Below are 15,195 nucleotides of genomic sequence, written 5' to 3'. Positions count from 1 at the left end.
ACGCAGGCTGCGCCAGCTGCTACAAGGGTTCGGGTTAAAACTGCCAATTGAGGCTGAGCCCTACGCCATGGCTTTTCTCGCGGCTGGCCAATTGGCCGGTGTAATCGAGGTTCAAGCGGATGTCCCGGCTCAGGGCCAGGCTGGCATGGGCGCCCACCAGCGCCGCATCACGCACCATTGGCGAACTCTCCACGGAAAACGCTGTGCTGCCGCCGGCAAACGCCAAGTGTTCGTCGGAATCGGTATGGCTCAGGTTGTGCTGCCAGCCGAGGCTGCCGCTCAGGTCCAGTTTCTGCTGGCCGGACAGGTTCACGGTTTTCAATGCGCGCACGCCCAATGTGCTGAGCACCGCGTCACGCGTGTCACCACTGCTTTTCAGCGCGGCGGCGTCACCTTTCTCGGTGAAACCTTCGGTGTCGAGATGCACGTAAGCCAGGTTCGCGAAAGGTTCGAGCGCCAGCGGTTGCAGGTTCAGGCGATAAGCCGCTTCACCGAACACTTGGGTGGTCCCGGCATCAACCTTGGCTTTCTGTTTGGCACTGACGTCGCCGTATTGCAGGTCACGTTTGACGTCGGCGCGATGCCAGCTGTAGGCACCGCCGGCACTCAGGCGCCAGGTACCCAACTCGCGGCCGGCATAAGCACCCAGGTGATAGCTGTCGACCTTGGCCGATGAGTGAGTGCCGGAGCCCATGCTCACCGAGCTGTCGCTATAGCCGGTGACCAGACCGATCCGGGTTTGCTCATCGAGCGCCCCGTCGACACCGGCGAGCAAGCCGCCAATCGAGGTGGTGTAACCGGCGGTGTCATGGCGCTCATCAGTCTTGCCCCAGGCGCCCAGCGCCTTGATCCAGCCATTGCTTTGAGTGCCTTGGGCGTCAATCAGCCGCTCGCCAACCGCATCACGCAGGTAGCGGCTGTCGTTGATCAGTACCGAACCCAGCGCCGGATAGATTTCCCCCGACAACTGCTGAAACGCCTGTTGGGCGGACGTCGCGGTGGGCGACAGCAGCAGGCTTTCGTAAACCGGATTGCCCGCCCCTAGCCCTTCAACGGCGGAGGCTACGGAGCGCTGATTCGGCGTTTGGCCGACGCTGGCGAAGGTTGTGTCGTTACGCTCGACACTCAGTTGAATACCGGTGGCGGCGTAATCGAGGCTGCCGCCGATGTATAGATAATTGGGCAGCACCGCGCCGAACTGACCTTGAATACCGCCGGCCGCTTGCAGGATGTTGTACTGATGACCGAGCAGGCTTTGCACTTGTTGAGTGCTGAGCAAGGTCGGGCTGTTTTCCAGTGACAGGCTGACGGTCGCGCCGCTGACCGTGGCCGTGCCGCCCGCGACGATCCGGTCGCTCTCGGTCGGCGACAGCTCCACCGCGTAGGTCGAACCCGGCGCAAACGTGACGTCGCCGCTGACCTGCAAGGTGCCAATGGAATTGCCGGGCGCAACCGTAGCGCCGCGGTTGGCGGTCAGTGCGCCGACGCGCCCCGATCCGCCCAGCGTGCCGCTGTCATTGACGGTCACTTGCGATGCCAGCGAACCGTTGACCGACAGCAGACCGCCATTCACCGTAGTCGGCCCGCGATAAGTGCTGTCGCCGGTCAGCATCAGGTGCCCGGCACCGGACTTGATCAGGCTGCCTTCGTAGACCCGAGTGGAGGCTGCAAGATCCCGGGCCGTGCCCACCGCATAGTCGGTCTGATCCTGCTGGCTGGCACCAACCGGTACACCGTTCTCCCAACCTTTGGTCAGCAGTGTCTGTTGCCAGGCACTGTGTTCCGCCGCGTCTTCGCTCTGACGCTGAATCAGCGCCTTGTCGGTGATGTCGTTGCTCCAGACATCGCTCTGCCCTGCCCCCAGATTGGCGTCGAAACGTCCGAGTAATTGCCCCGGCCCGTGCATCGCCCGTTCGAGGTTGGCCACGCCCCAGCCGACGCGGGTATTCGGAGCGTCGGTGATCGAACCGTCGAGTTGGGTGGCGGTGGTCAGCAGGGTTTCCAGCGCCTGCTGGTTGTTCATGTACGGATAGCGTTCCATCACCAGCGCCAAGGCACCGGTGGCATGCGGCGCGGACATGGAGGTGCCGGACTTGATCGCATAGCCTGCGCCGGGAATGGTGCTGTCGATCTTCGCGCCGGGGGTGGTGATGCACCAATACTTGGCGATCCCGCACTGGTTGTATTTCTGCTGGTTACTTTGATCCAGCCCCGCACCGCCAGCCAGTGGCCTTCCAGGTCCGGCTCAAAATACGGCAAGGCAGAACGCACGCTGGCGTTGGGGTAACCGCTGTTACCGGCGCTGAACACGTTGATCACGCCGCGTCTGGAAACGTCCGCCGCCTCATCGAGCCAGGTGCCTTTGTTCCAGTGCTGGGCGTAGGCGGCATGCAGATCGTCGAGGGTCCGATAGCTGACGTCCGGTGGCTGGCTGCCCCAGCTGTTGTTGATCGCTCTCACACCGGCATCCGCCAAGGCGTTATAGACCGCTTTGAAGTAGCGTGGATCAGGATTGGGGCCGAACAGGAAGCTGTCGTTCTTGTTGGTGTTGCCGACGTAGACCTGCGCGTTGTAGGCCACGCCGTGCATGCCGGTGCCATCGCGGGAAGCGCCGATGGTGCCAGCGACGTGCGTGCCGTGGGAGTCGTTGTTGGCGTTGAGAGTGCCGTCGACATTGAACTGGGCGCCGTCAACGTAACGGCCGCTGGCGGTCACCGCGTGGTAACGGTCGGTGGCGAATTCGGGATGGGCAGCATCGAAGCCTGAATCGAGCTCGCCGATTTTCACGCCTTTGCCCGTGATGCCGGCGGCATAGGCTTGATCGGCTTGCATACGGGCGAGTCCCCAGTCGCGCTGGAACTCCGCCGAGCGCCAACTGGCGGCATCACCGGGCACGCCGGCTTCCAGGTAAGCGGCTTGCACCGAGACGGGCATTGCTGACACCAGGAGTAATAGCGTGCCGACCGACATCGGCTTGATCTGTACGTCCGTGTTCATGACTTCTCGCTTTTTTGGCGTTTTTAGAATTCTGGTTACCTATAACGGGCAGCAACGCATCTCCCTGTAGCAGCTGGCGCTGCCTGCGTTCGGCTGCGTAGCAGTCGTAAACCCTGCATGCACGGCGTATCTGACGGACCGCAGAGTCTGATTTTGCGACTGCTTCGCAGCCGAACGCAGGCTTCGCCAGCTGCTACAGGTTCAACTCATTAACTCCTCGGGCCTTGGCTGAACGCCTCGTCAACCTTGGCCAAATCCTGCTCATTCAACGTCCCGGCGTAGTAATGCAACTTGGTCCAGGCCATCAAGTAGTCGTAGCGTGCCTGCGCCAGATCGCGGCGGGTGGTAAATAGTTGTTGTTCGGCGTTCAACGCATCGAGGTTGACGCGCTCACCGCCCAAAATGCTTTGCTTGGTCGAGACCACCAGCGCTTCGGCGGACGTCAGGGCCTTCTGATAAGCCCGCAATTTGTTCACACCGGACAGGCAGGCGCTGAACTGCCGACGCAGCTGGATCAGGGTTTCCCGGGTCTTGCCGTCCAGTTCGTACTCGGCCTGCTCCATGGTGCGGCTGGCCTGACGGGTCGATGCGGACACCCCACCGCCGGCGTACAGCGGCACGCTGACTTCAATCCCGATGGTGTTGGTGTCGTAGCGCTGGTTGTAGGTGTTGCCGCTTTCCGACTCGTTCTGGCGCACCGAGGCGTAGGCGCTGACTTTGGGCAGGTGTCCGGCGCGGTTGCGTTCAACCTCGTAACGCGCCACTTCCACGGCCTGACGTTGGGAGGCCAGGTTCGGGTTGTTGGCCACGGCCATCTCGTGCCAGGTGTCGTAATTGGCCGGCTGCAGGGTGAACGTCTGGAAACTCTGATCCAGCGGCGCCAAATCCCCGATGTTGATCGCCGGCACGCCAATCAGCGCGCCCAGCTCTCGTAACGACGCGTCCTGCTCATCGCGGGCTTCGATTTCCTCGGCCGTGGCCAGTTCATAGCGGGACTCGGCCTCAAGGATGTCGGTGCGTGTGCCCTCGCCCTGGCGGAACATGTGTTCGTTCTGCTGGAACTGTTGCTCGAAAGCCTTTTTCTTGGCCTGCGCGATGTCGATCTGATCCTGAGCGAACAACGCCTGGGTGTAATTCTCCAACACCCGAACCAGCAATTCCTGGCTCTTGCCGCGAAAGGCTTCGTCGGCAAACAGCGATTGCGCCACGCCTTTGCGGTACGACGCGTAAGCCTCGTAGTCGAGCAGCGGTTGTTGCAGGGTCAGGGTCGAGCCGTAACTGCTGTAGTTGCGGTCATCGGTGCGGTTCTGCCCGCGCTCATTGAGGGCGGTGGCCTTGGAGGAGTTGCGCCCCTTGTTGTAGTTGTAACCGATCCTGGGCAACAGCCCGGCGCGGCCGATGGCGCGGTTTTCAAGGCCGGCATCGCGTTCCTTGATGGCGCCGAGAAACACCGGATCATTGCGCAATGCTTGTTCGTAGACCTCGAATGGCCCCATCGCCAACACACTGTTGCAGGTCAGCAACGCCAGGGTCGCTGCGAGCATGGAAAGCTTATTCATACAGCGGAACATCCTTATTCCTCAGTCAACGCGGAACCTGCCCGGTCGAGCAGCGGCTTGAACAAATAGTTGAGGAGTGAACGTTCACCGGTGCGCACGAACATTTCCGCCGGCATGCCAGGCTTGATCACCAGACCGTTGAGTTTTTCCATGGCCTGATCGCTGACGCTGCTGCGCAGTACGTAATACGGCGCACCGGTTTTCTCGTCGATCATCTGGTCGGCGGAGATCAGGCTGACTTCGCCGGGCACCCGCGGTGTGCGGCTCTGGTTGAACGCCGTGAACAGAATGTCCACCGGCAAGTGCGTGCCAACCTTGTCGACCAGGTTGACCGGCAGGTGCCCTTCCACCTCCAGACTCGTCCCCTGAGGCACGATCTCCAGCAGGGTCTCGCCCTGACGCACCACCGCGCCCTCGGTGTGAACCCCGAGGTTGACCGCAATGCCATCGGCGGTGGCGATGATTTCGCTGTGCTGCAGATCGAACCCGGCGGAGGTCAGTTGCTCTTCCAGCGTTACGCTCTTCAATTGCGCGTCGGCCAGCTGAGTACGGACTTCTTTCTGGTATTCCTCGATGTGCTGTTGCAGTTTCAGCCGCGATTCGAGGATGCCCTGCTCCACACGGCCGCTGTCGCCGCTGTTTTCTGCCAATTGTTGCTGAACCTGCGACAGCTGACGCTGGTACTCCATCAACCGATTGCGCGGGATGTAGCCGTTATCCGCCAGGGGCTGAAGGTTGCTCAGCTGTTGTTGCAGAGAGCTGGCCTGGGCAGTCAGGTCCGTGCGGGCGCGGCGCATGCCAGCCAGTTGCGCGCTGGCGCCTTCGATGCTAGCGCGCAAGGCAGCCTGCTCGCGGGAAAACGCTTCACGGCGGCTGCTGAACAACTGCCGTTGACCTTCCAGCACCAAGGCCAGACGCGGGTCAGGATTGTTGCTCAGTTCAGCGGGGAAACTCACCTGCTTGAGGTTGTCCCGTTCACTCTGCCACCGCGCCAGACTGGCCCAGGCCATGCGGTATTGCGCTTGCAGCGATTGCACATCCGCGGCGACTTGCGTCTGGTCGAGCTGGAACAATGGCTGGCCCTGCTTCACCACTTGGCCCTCGCGCACCAGAATCTGGCTGACCACCCCACTGCTCATCGATTGCACGGCTTTGCGCTTGCCCGACACCACGACCGTGCCTTGCACGGGAATGCCTTGGTCGAGAGGCGCGAGACTGGCCCAGGTGAAGAAACTGCCGGCGCCGACGATCGCCAGAATCCAGCCCATGCGGACGAAGAAACGCGCGTCGCGCTCTGGGCGTTCTGCGATGTAGTCGTGTTCCATGGTGGCTTCGCTGATGTTGCTCATACGCCCGAATTCCTTGTCGAGGGCTGATACTGACGGCTCATGCTGAGTCCACCCGGTGCTTGCGCGGCTTTTTCCCGTTGCTGTTCGTGGGCGCCGGAAAGTGCCTTGAGCACGTCCTGGCTTGCACCGAAGGCTTGCAAACGCCCTTCGTTGAGCACCAGCAGCTTGTCGGCCTGGGCCAGTGCCGAGGAGCGATGGGTCACCAGAATCACACTGGTGCCTTGGGCTTTCATTTGCGCAATGGCGCTGGCCAATGCCGCTTCGCCCACGGTGTCGAGGTTGGAATTGGGTTCATCCAGCACCACCAGGCGCGGGTTGCCATACAACGCACGCGCCAAGGCCACACGCTGCTTCTGGCCCCCGGACAAGCCGCTACCGTCCTCGCCGAGCACGGTGTCGTAGCCTTGCGGCATGCGCAGAATCAGTTCGTGAACACCGGCCTGTTGCGCGGCCTCAACGACTTTTTGCGGGTCCGCCTCGCTGAACCGGGCGATGTTTTCGGCGATGCTGCCGCTGAACAATTCGATGTCCTGAGGCAGGTAGCCGATGTAGGGGCCGAGATCGTCGCGGTTCCAGCGATGAATGTCCGCACCGTCGAGCCGCACCGTACCGCCCAGCGTCGGCCAGACGCCAACGAGCACCCGGGCCAATGTCGATTTGCCAGAGCCGGAGGCGCCGAGCACGCCCAGCACTTCCCCGGCACCGAGGCTGAAATTGACCAGATGCAGCGTGGCGGCCCGTTGCCCCGGCGGCGCGGCGCTGACCTGTTCGAACGCGATCTGGCCTTTCGGCGCTGGCAGCGCCATGGCCTCGTCACTCGGTGGAAAGGCTTGCAGCAACGAATCAAGACGACGATAAGCGAGCTTGGCGCCGCTCCACTGCTTCCACACGGCGATCAACTGATCGATGGGGCTCAGGACGCGGCCCATCAGAATGGAGCCGGCGATCATCATCCCGGCCGTCATATCACCCTTGATCACCAGCAAGGCGCCAAGCCCCAGGACCAGCGATTGCAGGCACAGGCGCAGGGTTTTGCTCAGGGAGCTGATAACGGCACCGGTGTCGCTGGCCTGATTCTGCAGACCGAGAAAACGCGAGTGCACCTGGAACCAGCGTTTACGCAACGCCCCGAGCATACCCATGGCCTGAATGGTTTCGGCGTTGTGCAGGTGACTGGTGGCCAGTTGGCTGGATTTCTGGGAAAACCCTGCGGCTTCGCCCAAGGGCTTTTTGGTCATTGTCTCGTTGAGGCAAGCAAGGCCAATCAGCACCACCGCGCCCACGGTCGCAAACACGCCGAGCCAGACATTGAACAGGTAGATCACAAACAGATAAACCGGAAACCACGGCGCATCGAAGAAGGCAAACAGCGCAGGACCGGTGACGAATTGGCGAATTTGCGTCAGGTCCCCCAAAGCTTGCCCGGCGTTGCCCTCGCCCTTGAACAGGTTGCGCTCGAATGCGGCCTGATAGACCCGAAGGTTGAAGCGGCGCTCCAGTTGGCTGCCGATGCGGATGACGATGAAGCTGCGCACGATCTCAAGCAGACCGATGAAGGCAAAGAATCCGACGACCATCAACGACAGCATCGCCAAGGTGGTTTCATTTTGCGAAGACAGCACGCGGTCGTAGACCTGAAGCATGTAAATCGACGGGACCAGCATCAGCACGTTAATTAACGCGGTAAAACAACCGACGCTGATCAGAATGCTCTTATAGTCGCCCAGCGCTTTGAATAAGGGTGCGGTGGCCGGGCTCTTTGCCATCTTCATGGATTATTCCTGAGGTGTTATTCCTCGCCCTAGCTGGCGAAGTTTCCATTAACTGTCCGCGCAGGGGCGGATATAGGCTTTGCAGTAGCGCTTACAAACTAATAACAACTTTTCGTGGGCGGCAGAGCGCCTCGACTAGTTGTGTTGTGCTTATGTCGGCAATGACGAACGTTATAGTCGAACCGTGTTATTGCACCTGGCGCACAAGTGTTATGACCAGATCGGATTTCAATGTGGCTTTATACGATCCGTCGCGTTGGCGGCTGAGAAATAGAATCTTCGAACCTTCTTTGCCGGTGATCGCCAGCCCATCCGGCTCAGGGAACCAGCCAATCGCAGATTCGCCACCCAGCCAGGCGCTGAGACAATCGGCGCCCTCACCCAGCGTCTGTTTCGGTTGAAAGTCGATGACGCAGACGTTTGACGGTTTGTCCTGCAACGCCTGGGACTCTGGCGAGTCATCTTTGGCGATCAGGGTCGCCTGCCATTTGCCGGCCAGTTCCGAGGGGTCTGCTAATTTCAGGCTGCTCGCCATGGCTACATCTCCAAAAATCATCATGAACGTCGCCAATAGCCACGCGGTTGTTCTGTCGGTGAAGCCGTTATGGATCATAAGGCGCTTTACTCATTTCAAGGGGCAGAGAGCAGCGCGTCTGCGCCGCCCTCCTTTTCACCTCACATTACGCAGCGATGTCGGAGTAAGCCGCCTGGCCTACGGTGCTGACCAGGAAATCAGCCACGCCATGCCCGGAGAAGTCCACCGACAACAGGCTGTTGCCGCCCGAAGAGGTCAACACCGCATCGCCTGCCGCACCGGTGAACGAGTTCACGAAATGCAGGCCTGCGCCGTTGGTGATACCGGTCAGGTCGATCTTGTCCAGACCGCTGACAAAATCGAGGATCTGGTCGACAGCACCGGGTTTGGAATCGCTGCTGGCGGCGAACACAAAAGTGTCCGAACCGGCGCCACCCCAGAGTTTGTCCGCGCCGCCCGCGCCGAAGAGGATGTCGTTGCCGGCACCGCCCTTCAGTTCGTTGGACACGCTGTTGCCGATCAGCAGGTCGTTACCCGAACCGCCGATAGCGTTCTCGACGGTGACACCCTTGGCGATGGAAACGTTACCCACCAGGCCGCCAACGTCGGAGAACGAGGCCTCATTGAGGTTGATCTTCTGGTTTTGGGTAAAACCGGAGAAGTCCAGCGTGTCCTTGCCGCCCGCATCCCATACCGAAAACACAACCTTGTCCGACGACGAAGTCGCACTCAGGAAGTCGCGCCCAGCGTTGGAGTTGAAACCGTAAGTGGTGTCGCTGGTACGGGTGCTGGTGTTGGCACCGTAGAGCTTTTGGATGGCCGCGATATCGTCCATCAGCGGACCGGATGAATAGGCTTCGACGCCGCCCTTGCTGAAGTTCTGGCTGGTATTGCTTTCACTCCAGTAGCTCATGACGCTGTAACCGCGGGTGTCTTGCCCATAGGAAGCGTCGTTGTAGGTCGGAGCGCCCTCGCCGGCGTTGTAGTCGCCGGGATGGGCAAGGCCCAAGGTGTGACCGATTTCGTGAGTCAGGGTTTGCCGGCCGTAATTGTTCAGGTCCGGCGTCTTGTTTGGCGTGTAGCTGCTGTTGGTCAGGTACCAGGAAGTACCGTCGTAACCCGCGCCGGTGCCAGGCAGATAGGCGAAGGCCGCTGCGCCATCCTGACCGCCGCTGTAGTTGCCGAAGGTCATGTGACCGTCGCCGCCCGTGGCCTTATCGGTGAACGTGACATTGGCCACATCGGCCCAGGATTGCATGGCAAGCACAGCCTGGCCTTTCTGCTGAGCGCTGAACTGGCTGAACCCGGTGATCCCGTGTTTGTTCATGGTGCTCGACGACGCCGAGGTCAGGAACGTGTAGGTGAGTTCGATTTTGCCGCTGCCGTCCTTGTCCTGGTAGGCAGCGCCATCGCGCAGCAACTGGGTCGCTGCCTGGTCGACGGAGAAGGAGGGTTTGCCATTGACCATGAGGTTACCGCCCCGATCATACTGATGGCTGAAGCTATTGATCTGGTTGAACGCAGAACTGGATGCAGCCAATGCGTGCAGCGGCTGGAACGCCTGTTCGGCGGTATCAATAGCGTTGTCTTTTACTTTCGACATAAACACACTTCCTTGTTTAGCTATGGAACAGTTTTTTGTCAGACAGCGACAATCTCTGGCGAGATCGTCCTATCACTCGCCCAATGAAGGCGAAAGAAAACTGACACAATTTGAAATCAACCGTCTACATTTTTTTTGACGTCAAATTGAGTTGTTCCTGCAAGTACCCGGAAACAATGCCTGCGCTGTCTAAATATTGTTTGTTAGATGGCGGTTTGCGCAAATTGTCTGACAATTCGTTATTTAATTATTAAATAGAGGTAAGTTTGTTTTTTGTCGATGGGGTCTCACTTTGCGTGAGTTATTAATATGAGTGCCGGCGCATTGATATCAGTTGGAGATTTGTTGGGTTTTGGATTTTTACGACTGCTGCGCAGCCGAACGCAGCCTTCGGCAGCTGCTACAGGTTCCGTGTACGCCGCAATCCTTGTAGCAGCTGGCGCAGCCTGCGTTCGGCTGCGCAGCAGTCGTCAGAGACTCACAACCAACACGCATCCCACAGTGGATAATCATGAACGCGCGTCACCAGTTCTGCTCGTATTGGGTTGGTTACGACATACCGGGCAAGCGCCTTCACATCCTCCTCCCGCCGAACCGCACGATCGTGGTAACCCTTCTGCCACAACCGCCCTCGCCGCCCTAACGCCTGATTGACCGCCAAGCTACTCCGGGATTTGATTCGGCACATCAGCTCCGCCAACGTTCTATCGTGCAGTTGCACCAAACAGTGCATATGATCCGGCATCACAACCCACGTCAAAAAATCCGCCCAACCCTCCTCCTGCGCCTGACGCAACTCCTGAACGACCAACCTCCCCAGTAGCCAATCAACAAAAAACGGCTGCCGTTGGTCAACGACAGCCGTTAGCAGATAAATACGTCCGGATTCAGAGAAACGACCAACGCGTAGCTGACCCGCATTTATACAAACAGGCATTCCATTGCCTCCTGATCCATCGAAAGGAGGCCTGGAATCTACAGCGTGTCAGTCAACCCGATGGGCAGCCAATGACTACAAGATATGAACCCTCAACTCCCGGTACGAATCTTGTTCCACACCCGAGTACGGACCCGGTCGATGTTCAGCGGCATCGCCTCCAGCGCAAACAATTTCCCCATCATGTCCGGGCTCGGGTAGACCTTGGTGTCATTCTTGATCGCCGGGTCGATCAGGCTGTCGGCCTGCTCGTTACCGTTGGCGTAGTGCACGTAGTTGCTGATGCTGGCCATGACGTCCGGGCGCAACAGGTAGTTCATGAAGGCGTAGCCGGCCTTTTCGTCCGGGGCGTCTACCGGCATGGCGACCATGTCGAACCAGATGGCGGCGCCTTCCTTGGGAATCGAATAGCCGATGTCGATGCCGTTCTTGGCTTCTTTCGCGCGGTTTTCCGCTTGCAGAATGTCACCGGAGAAGCCGACCGCCACGCAGATGTCGCCGTTGGCCAGGTCGCTGGTGTACTTGGACGAGTGGAAATAGCTGACATACGGGCGGACTTTCATCAGCAGCGCTTCAGCCTTTTTGTAGTCTTCCGGGTTCTTGCTGTGATGCGGCAGGCCCAGGTAGTTCAGTGCCGCCGGCAACAGTTCGGGGCCGTTGTCGAGGATGGCCACGCCGCACTTCTGCAGCTTTTGCATGTTTTCGGGTTTGAAAATCAGATCCCAGGAGTCCACTGGCGCGTTATCGCCCAACACGGCCTTGACCTTGGCGATGTTGTAACCGATGCCGGTGCTGCCCCAGAGGTACGGGAAGCCGTGTTCGTTGCCCGGATCGTTGGTTTGCAAGGCCTTGAGCAACGCTGGGTTGAGGTTTTTCCAGTTCGGCAGTTGGCTCTTGTCGAGTTTCTTCAGCGCCACGCCTTGAATCTGCCGCGCCATGAAGTGGTTGGACGGAAACACCACGTCGTAACCGGATTTGCCAGTCATCAATTTGCCGTCGAGGGTTTCATTGCTGTCGAAGACGTCGTAACTGAACGCGATGCCGGTTTCTTTCTGGAAGTTTTTGGTCGTGTCCGGGGCGATGTATTCCGACCAGTTGTAGATCTTGACGGTCTCGGCCGCGTGGCCGAGGGTCGCGAAGAGCGCAAGGGGAGCCAGAGTCAGTGTCTTTCGGATCATGAGTCGATTCCTGATGGGTTTATTGTTGTTGGCAGGCAATCAGAGGATCAAAAAATCAAAACGTAGGTCTTGCGCACGGTTTCCTGGATATCCCAGATGCCGAGGCTGTTGGCTGGCAACATCAGTGCATCGCCGGCTTCTATGTGCAGGGTTTCACCGTCATCCGGGGTAAACGTGCAGCGCCCCTGGATGAAGTGACAGAACTCTTGGGCGACGATCTGCCGCCGCCAGCGGCCGGGCGTGCATTCCCAGACGCCGGTTTCGACGCCATCGTCGCGTTCAACGCTGGTGGTCGAGGCCACCGCCACGGGCATGCCCAGCGGCACGGCGACCGGATTCGACTCTTCCAGCTTCAGGGTTGCGGTGTTCTTGAATTGCGTGATGCTCATGGGAGTACCTGTCGATTGAGCCTATAGATGAAGAGCGCGCCGTTTACTGCATGAAACCTTCCATGAAGCCGGCAATACCAGTGGCCAGTTTGCGACGCCAGGGTGCGGTGGCCGGGTTGGCCAGGGTCTGGTCTTCATGGACGAAGCTGCGGATGATCGCGTTGTAGCCGAGCCAACGGCAGGGCTCCGGCTCCCAAGCCCTGAGCGCGTCGAGCCCGCCATGGATGACCCACGGCTGGCGAACCAGCTCGGTGTCGCGCCGCAGAATCAGGTCGGCCAGGGTCCGGCCGCCCAGGTTGCTGGCACCGACGCCCTCCCCGCCATAACCACCCGACAAGGCGATGCCACTGGCCTGATCGCACAGCATGTGCGGCTTGAAACGCCGGGACATCCCCAGATTGCCGCCCCAGGCATGGGTAATCCGCACGTTCTTGAGCTGCGGGAAGAGTTCACCAAACAGATAACGTCGCAGCTCCACTTCGCTGGTGGTCAGGTCGAAGTCGTGGCGCAACTTGGCCGCGAACTGATAACCGCCCCGCGCGCCGAACACCAACCGGTTGTCAGCCGTGCGCTGACCGTAAGTGACCTGGCGACTGTTTTCGCTGAAGGCCTGACCGCGACTCAGGCCGATTTCATCCCACGTGGCAGCGGATAACGGCTCGGTGGCCACGATCAAGCTTTGCACCGGCAGCTGATAACGCCCCAAGGGTGGCAAGGTGACCGAGTAACCTTCGACCGCCGGCACGACCCAACGGCTGCGAACCGAGGCTTGCGCCGTGCGCAGGCCACCCGATTGCCATTGGGTGACCGGGCTGTTCTCGTAAATCCTGACGCCCATTTTCTCCACCGTCCGAGCCAGGCCTCGCACCAACTTTGCCGGGTGAATGGTCGCGACGTGCGGTGCATAGATACCGCCATAAGGTTTGGCGACTCTGATCTGTTGCGCCAACTGCTCGGGGCTGAGCCAGCGGTAATCGCTTTCGGTCAATCCCTGGCTATAGAGCGTGTCGAGGTAGTGCCGAAGGCTGGCTTCCTGTTCCGGATAACGGGCAGCGCAATACAGCGCCCCGCCTTTGCGGTAATCGCAGTCGATGCCTTCACGTTCAAGGACCATCCCGACTTCATCTGGAATGCCGTGCAGCAAATCGAAAGAAGCCCGGCGCTGTTCGGGTGGCAAGTCGGCGAGCAAGCGGTCTTCGCCCAGCACATTGCCCATCAGCCAGCCACCGTTACGCCCCGAGGCGCCAAAACCGGCGGTTTGCGCTTCAACGATGGCAATGCTCAGGTCGGGCGCCAGGCGCTTGAGGTAGTACGCGGTCCAGAGCCCGGTGTATCCCGCGCCAATGATGGCGACGTCGACGTCCAGATCCTGTTCCAGCGCCGGACGCGCCAATAATGGCTCGTCGAGTTGATCCATCCACAAACTGATAGTGCGCCACGCCGACATGCAAGACTCCGCCACTCAAACTTCGATGACGTCGATCCTAGTGCGTGGACTTAGAGGCTGTCTTGCGCGCGTGCACGCAGAGAAATTTGTTTTACGTAGGCCTTGGGCGACTGGCCGGTGTGCTGACGGAAGCAGCTATAAAACGACGACAGCGAATTGAACCCGGCGGCAAACGCCAGTTCGTCGATACGCAGTGGCGGCGTGGCGTTATCCAGTGCCGCGAGCAAATGCTGCAGCCGCGCCTGGTTGACGTATCGGTAGAAGCTCTGGCCAAGCACCTGATTCAGCAGATAGGAAATCTGATTGCGGCTATACCCGCACTCCTTCGCCACCCGTTGCAGGTCGAGTTCGGGATCGAGGTAAGGTTGTTGGCGCTGAAAATACTGCTGCAAGTCTTCAGCCATGAAGCTCAGCTGGCGTGCAGACAGCCCGAGTCGACTGACCGCCGGACGTTGGCTGCTGGCGGCTTTGCTGACGGGCTGCTCATGCACCAGCGAGGCATATTCGTTGACCCGCCAGATCAGTCCGTCACATACGGTAATTGCCTCGCTGGCCCGGAACGACACCAGGCCTTCACCGCCGCGCAGGGTGATGCGGTACTGAATGAACGCCGTGTTGCCGTCCAGACGAATACGGTCCGAGTGCTCCAGGGCTTCATCGGGATCGCGGGGCATGCTGCTGCGCACGTATTCACGTAATTCGGACAGCCCCATCACACGGTTCTGGAAAAAATCGCTGTACTGAATCTCTGGGTGATAGAGCGCCATCACCCCGTCCAGGTCCCGGTGTTTCCAGCGCAAGTGATAACGCATCACCGTGTCGCCCGTGGCCTGGGTTTGCAGCGGACCATCATCATCGGCGTGCATAAAGGACTCGGCGAAAAAAAGCCGAGCTTGCCGAAATTCCGTCTCGGCTTCAATGACCAACCAGTGGTTGCCAACTGCCGAATACCGACCGTTCCCATGACCTGCATCAAAAAAACTGAACCAATCGCTAAACGGCCTGAAAAATCCACATTGTTTTCACATTTGGCTGCTACTTTTAAAGGCAGTCACAGGTTGAGCCATTGAAGGCTCTTCCCTCCTAACATGAGCTAAAGGAAGCGCTCGATGAATGAGGCGGGCTGCATATGAATAAAGGGTTCAGTAAAGTCACCTTTCCAAACGCCTGCCAGCTGATGCGCTGGCATTTTCATCCCATGGGTTTCGAGGCGAGCATGGATGCGCCGGGCAGCATGATTGCCCGTCTATTTGACCGTGCCAGTGGCGAGACCATGATCGCCATCGCCGGTATTCCTTGCGCGACGGTAATGAACGCTGCAGATGTAGAACGAATAATCGAAGCGGTGGAAGACGAGCTTGAGGCTTTCATTCCGTCCGCCGCCCTCAGGAGCTATGCCTGAAGGCTGAACTTTCAACAACAAGCCCAC

At 59.5% G+C, this 15,195-nt stretch carries 12 protein-coding genes and 1 pseudogene; 1 reads left to right on the top strand and 12 read right to left on the bottom strand.

The window, feature by feature from the left end; genetic code table 11:
* Positions 1-34: 34 nt before the first annotated feature.
* From AC3IUE_RS16025 to AC3IUE_RS15970, 12 genes and pseudogenes are all read right to left on the bottom strand, one after another.
* Positions 35-1,612 (bottom strand): autotransporter outer membrane beta-barrel domain-containing protein, encoded by a 1,578-nt coding sequence (locus AC3IUE_RS16025; RefSeq protein ID WP_489268861.1) that lies wholly within the window; start codon positions 1,610-1,612, stop codon positions 35-37.
* 375 nt (positions 1,613-1,987) lie between these two features.
* Positions 1,988-2,832, bottom strand: a pseudogene (locus tag AC3IUE_RS16020) (S8 family peptidase); the annotation flags it as partial.
* A gap of 374 nt (positions 2,833-3,206) precedes the next feature.
* Positions 3,207-4,568, bottom strand: coding sequence for a TolC family outer membrane protein (locus AC3IUE_RS16015; RefSeq protein WP_489268686.1), 1,362 nt, complete (start codon positions 4,566-4,568; stop codon positions 3,207-3,209).
* Positions 4,569-4,570: 2 nt separating this feature from the next.
* Positions 4,571-5,905 carry an HlyD family type I secretion periplasmic adaptor subunit gene (locus AC3IUE_RS16010; protein WP_489268684.1) on the bottom strand — a complete coding sequence of 445 codons (1,335 nt, stop codon included), beginning with the start codon at positions 5,903-5,905 and terminating at the stop codon, positions 4,571-4,573.
* Positions 5,902-7,677: a type I secretion system permease/ATPase gene (locus tag AC3IUE_RS16005; protein WP_461998412.1), complete on the bottom strand. Its 1,776-nt coding sequence runs from the start codon at positions 7,675-7,677 to the stop codon at positions 5,902-5,904. Before AC3IUE_RS16005 ends, AC3IUE_RS16010 begins: the two co-directional genes overlap by 4 nt.
* 187 nt (positions 7,678-7,864) lie before the next feature.
* Positions 7,865-8,290 (bottom strand): AprI/Inh family metalloprotease inhibitor, encoded by a 426-nt coding sequence (locus AC3IUE_RS16000; RefSeq protein WP_489268682.1) that lies wholly within the window; start codon positions 8,288-8,290, stop codon positions 7,865-7,867.
* Between the two features lie 67 nt (positions 8,291-8,357).
* Positions 8,358-9,815, bottom strand: a complete 1,458-nt coding sequence (locus AC3IUE_RS15995; RefSeq protein ID WP_489268680.1) for a serralysin family metalloprotease — start codon at positions 9,813-9,815, stop codon at positions 8,358-8,360.
* A 478-nt stretch (positions 9,816-10,293) separates the two neighbouring features.
* Complete coding sequence (locus tag AC3IUE_RS15990; protein ID WP_489268678.1) at positions 10,294-10,752, bottom strand: REP-associated tyrosine transposase; 459 nt, start codon at positions 10,750-10,752, stop codon at positions 10,294-10,296.
* Positions 10,753-10,844: 92 nt separating this feature from the next.
* Positions 10,845-11,930 carry a polyamine ABC transporter substrate-binding protein gene (locus AC3IUE_RS15985; protein WP_489268676.1) on the bottom strand — a complete coding sequence of 362 codons (1,086 nt, stop codon included), beginning with the start codon at positions 11,928-11,930 and terminating at the stop codon, positions 10,845-10,847.
* 47 nt (positions 11,931-11,977) lie between these two features.
* Positions 11,978-12,319, bottom strand: a complete 342-nt coding sequence (locus tag AC3IUE_RS15980) for a cupin domain-containing protein (RefSeq protein ID WP_056743722.1) — start codon at positions 12,317-12,319, stop codon at positions 11,978-11,980.
* 43 nt (positions 12,320-12,362) lie between these two features.
* Positions 12,363-13,766 (bottom strand): NAD(P)/FAD-dependent oxidoreductase, encoded by a 1,404-nt coding sequence (locus AC3IUE_RS15975; protein ID WP_489268674.1) that lies wholly within the window; start codon positions 13,764-13,766, stop codon positions 12,363-12,365.
* 50 nt (positions 13,767-13,816) lie between these two features.
* A complete protein-coding gene (locus tag AC3IUE_RS15970) occupies positions 13,817-14,632 on the bottom strand; it encodes a helix-turn-helix transcriptional regulator (protein WP_056743726.1) in 816 nt (271 codons plus the stop codon).
* Positions 14,633-14,895: 263 nt separating this feature from the next.
* Between AC3IUE_RS15970 and AC3IUE_RS15965 the strand changes: the two genes are divergently transcribed.
* Positions 14,896-15,168: a DUF1652 domain-containing protein gene (locus tag AC3IUE_RS15965; RefSeq protein WP_046048374.1), complete on the top strand. Its 273-nt coding sequence runs from the start codon at positions 14,896-14,898 to the stop codon at positions 15,166-15,168.
* The last annotated feature ends 27 nt before the right edge of the window (positions 15,169-15,195 follow it).

The sequence above is a fragment of the Pseudomonas sp. GL_093 genome, assembly GCF_057837605.1.
Note: the sequence above shows the minus strand (reverse complement) of the source record. Positions and strands in the feature narration are given on the sequence as shown.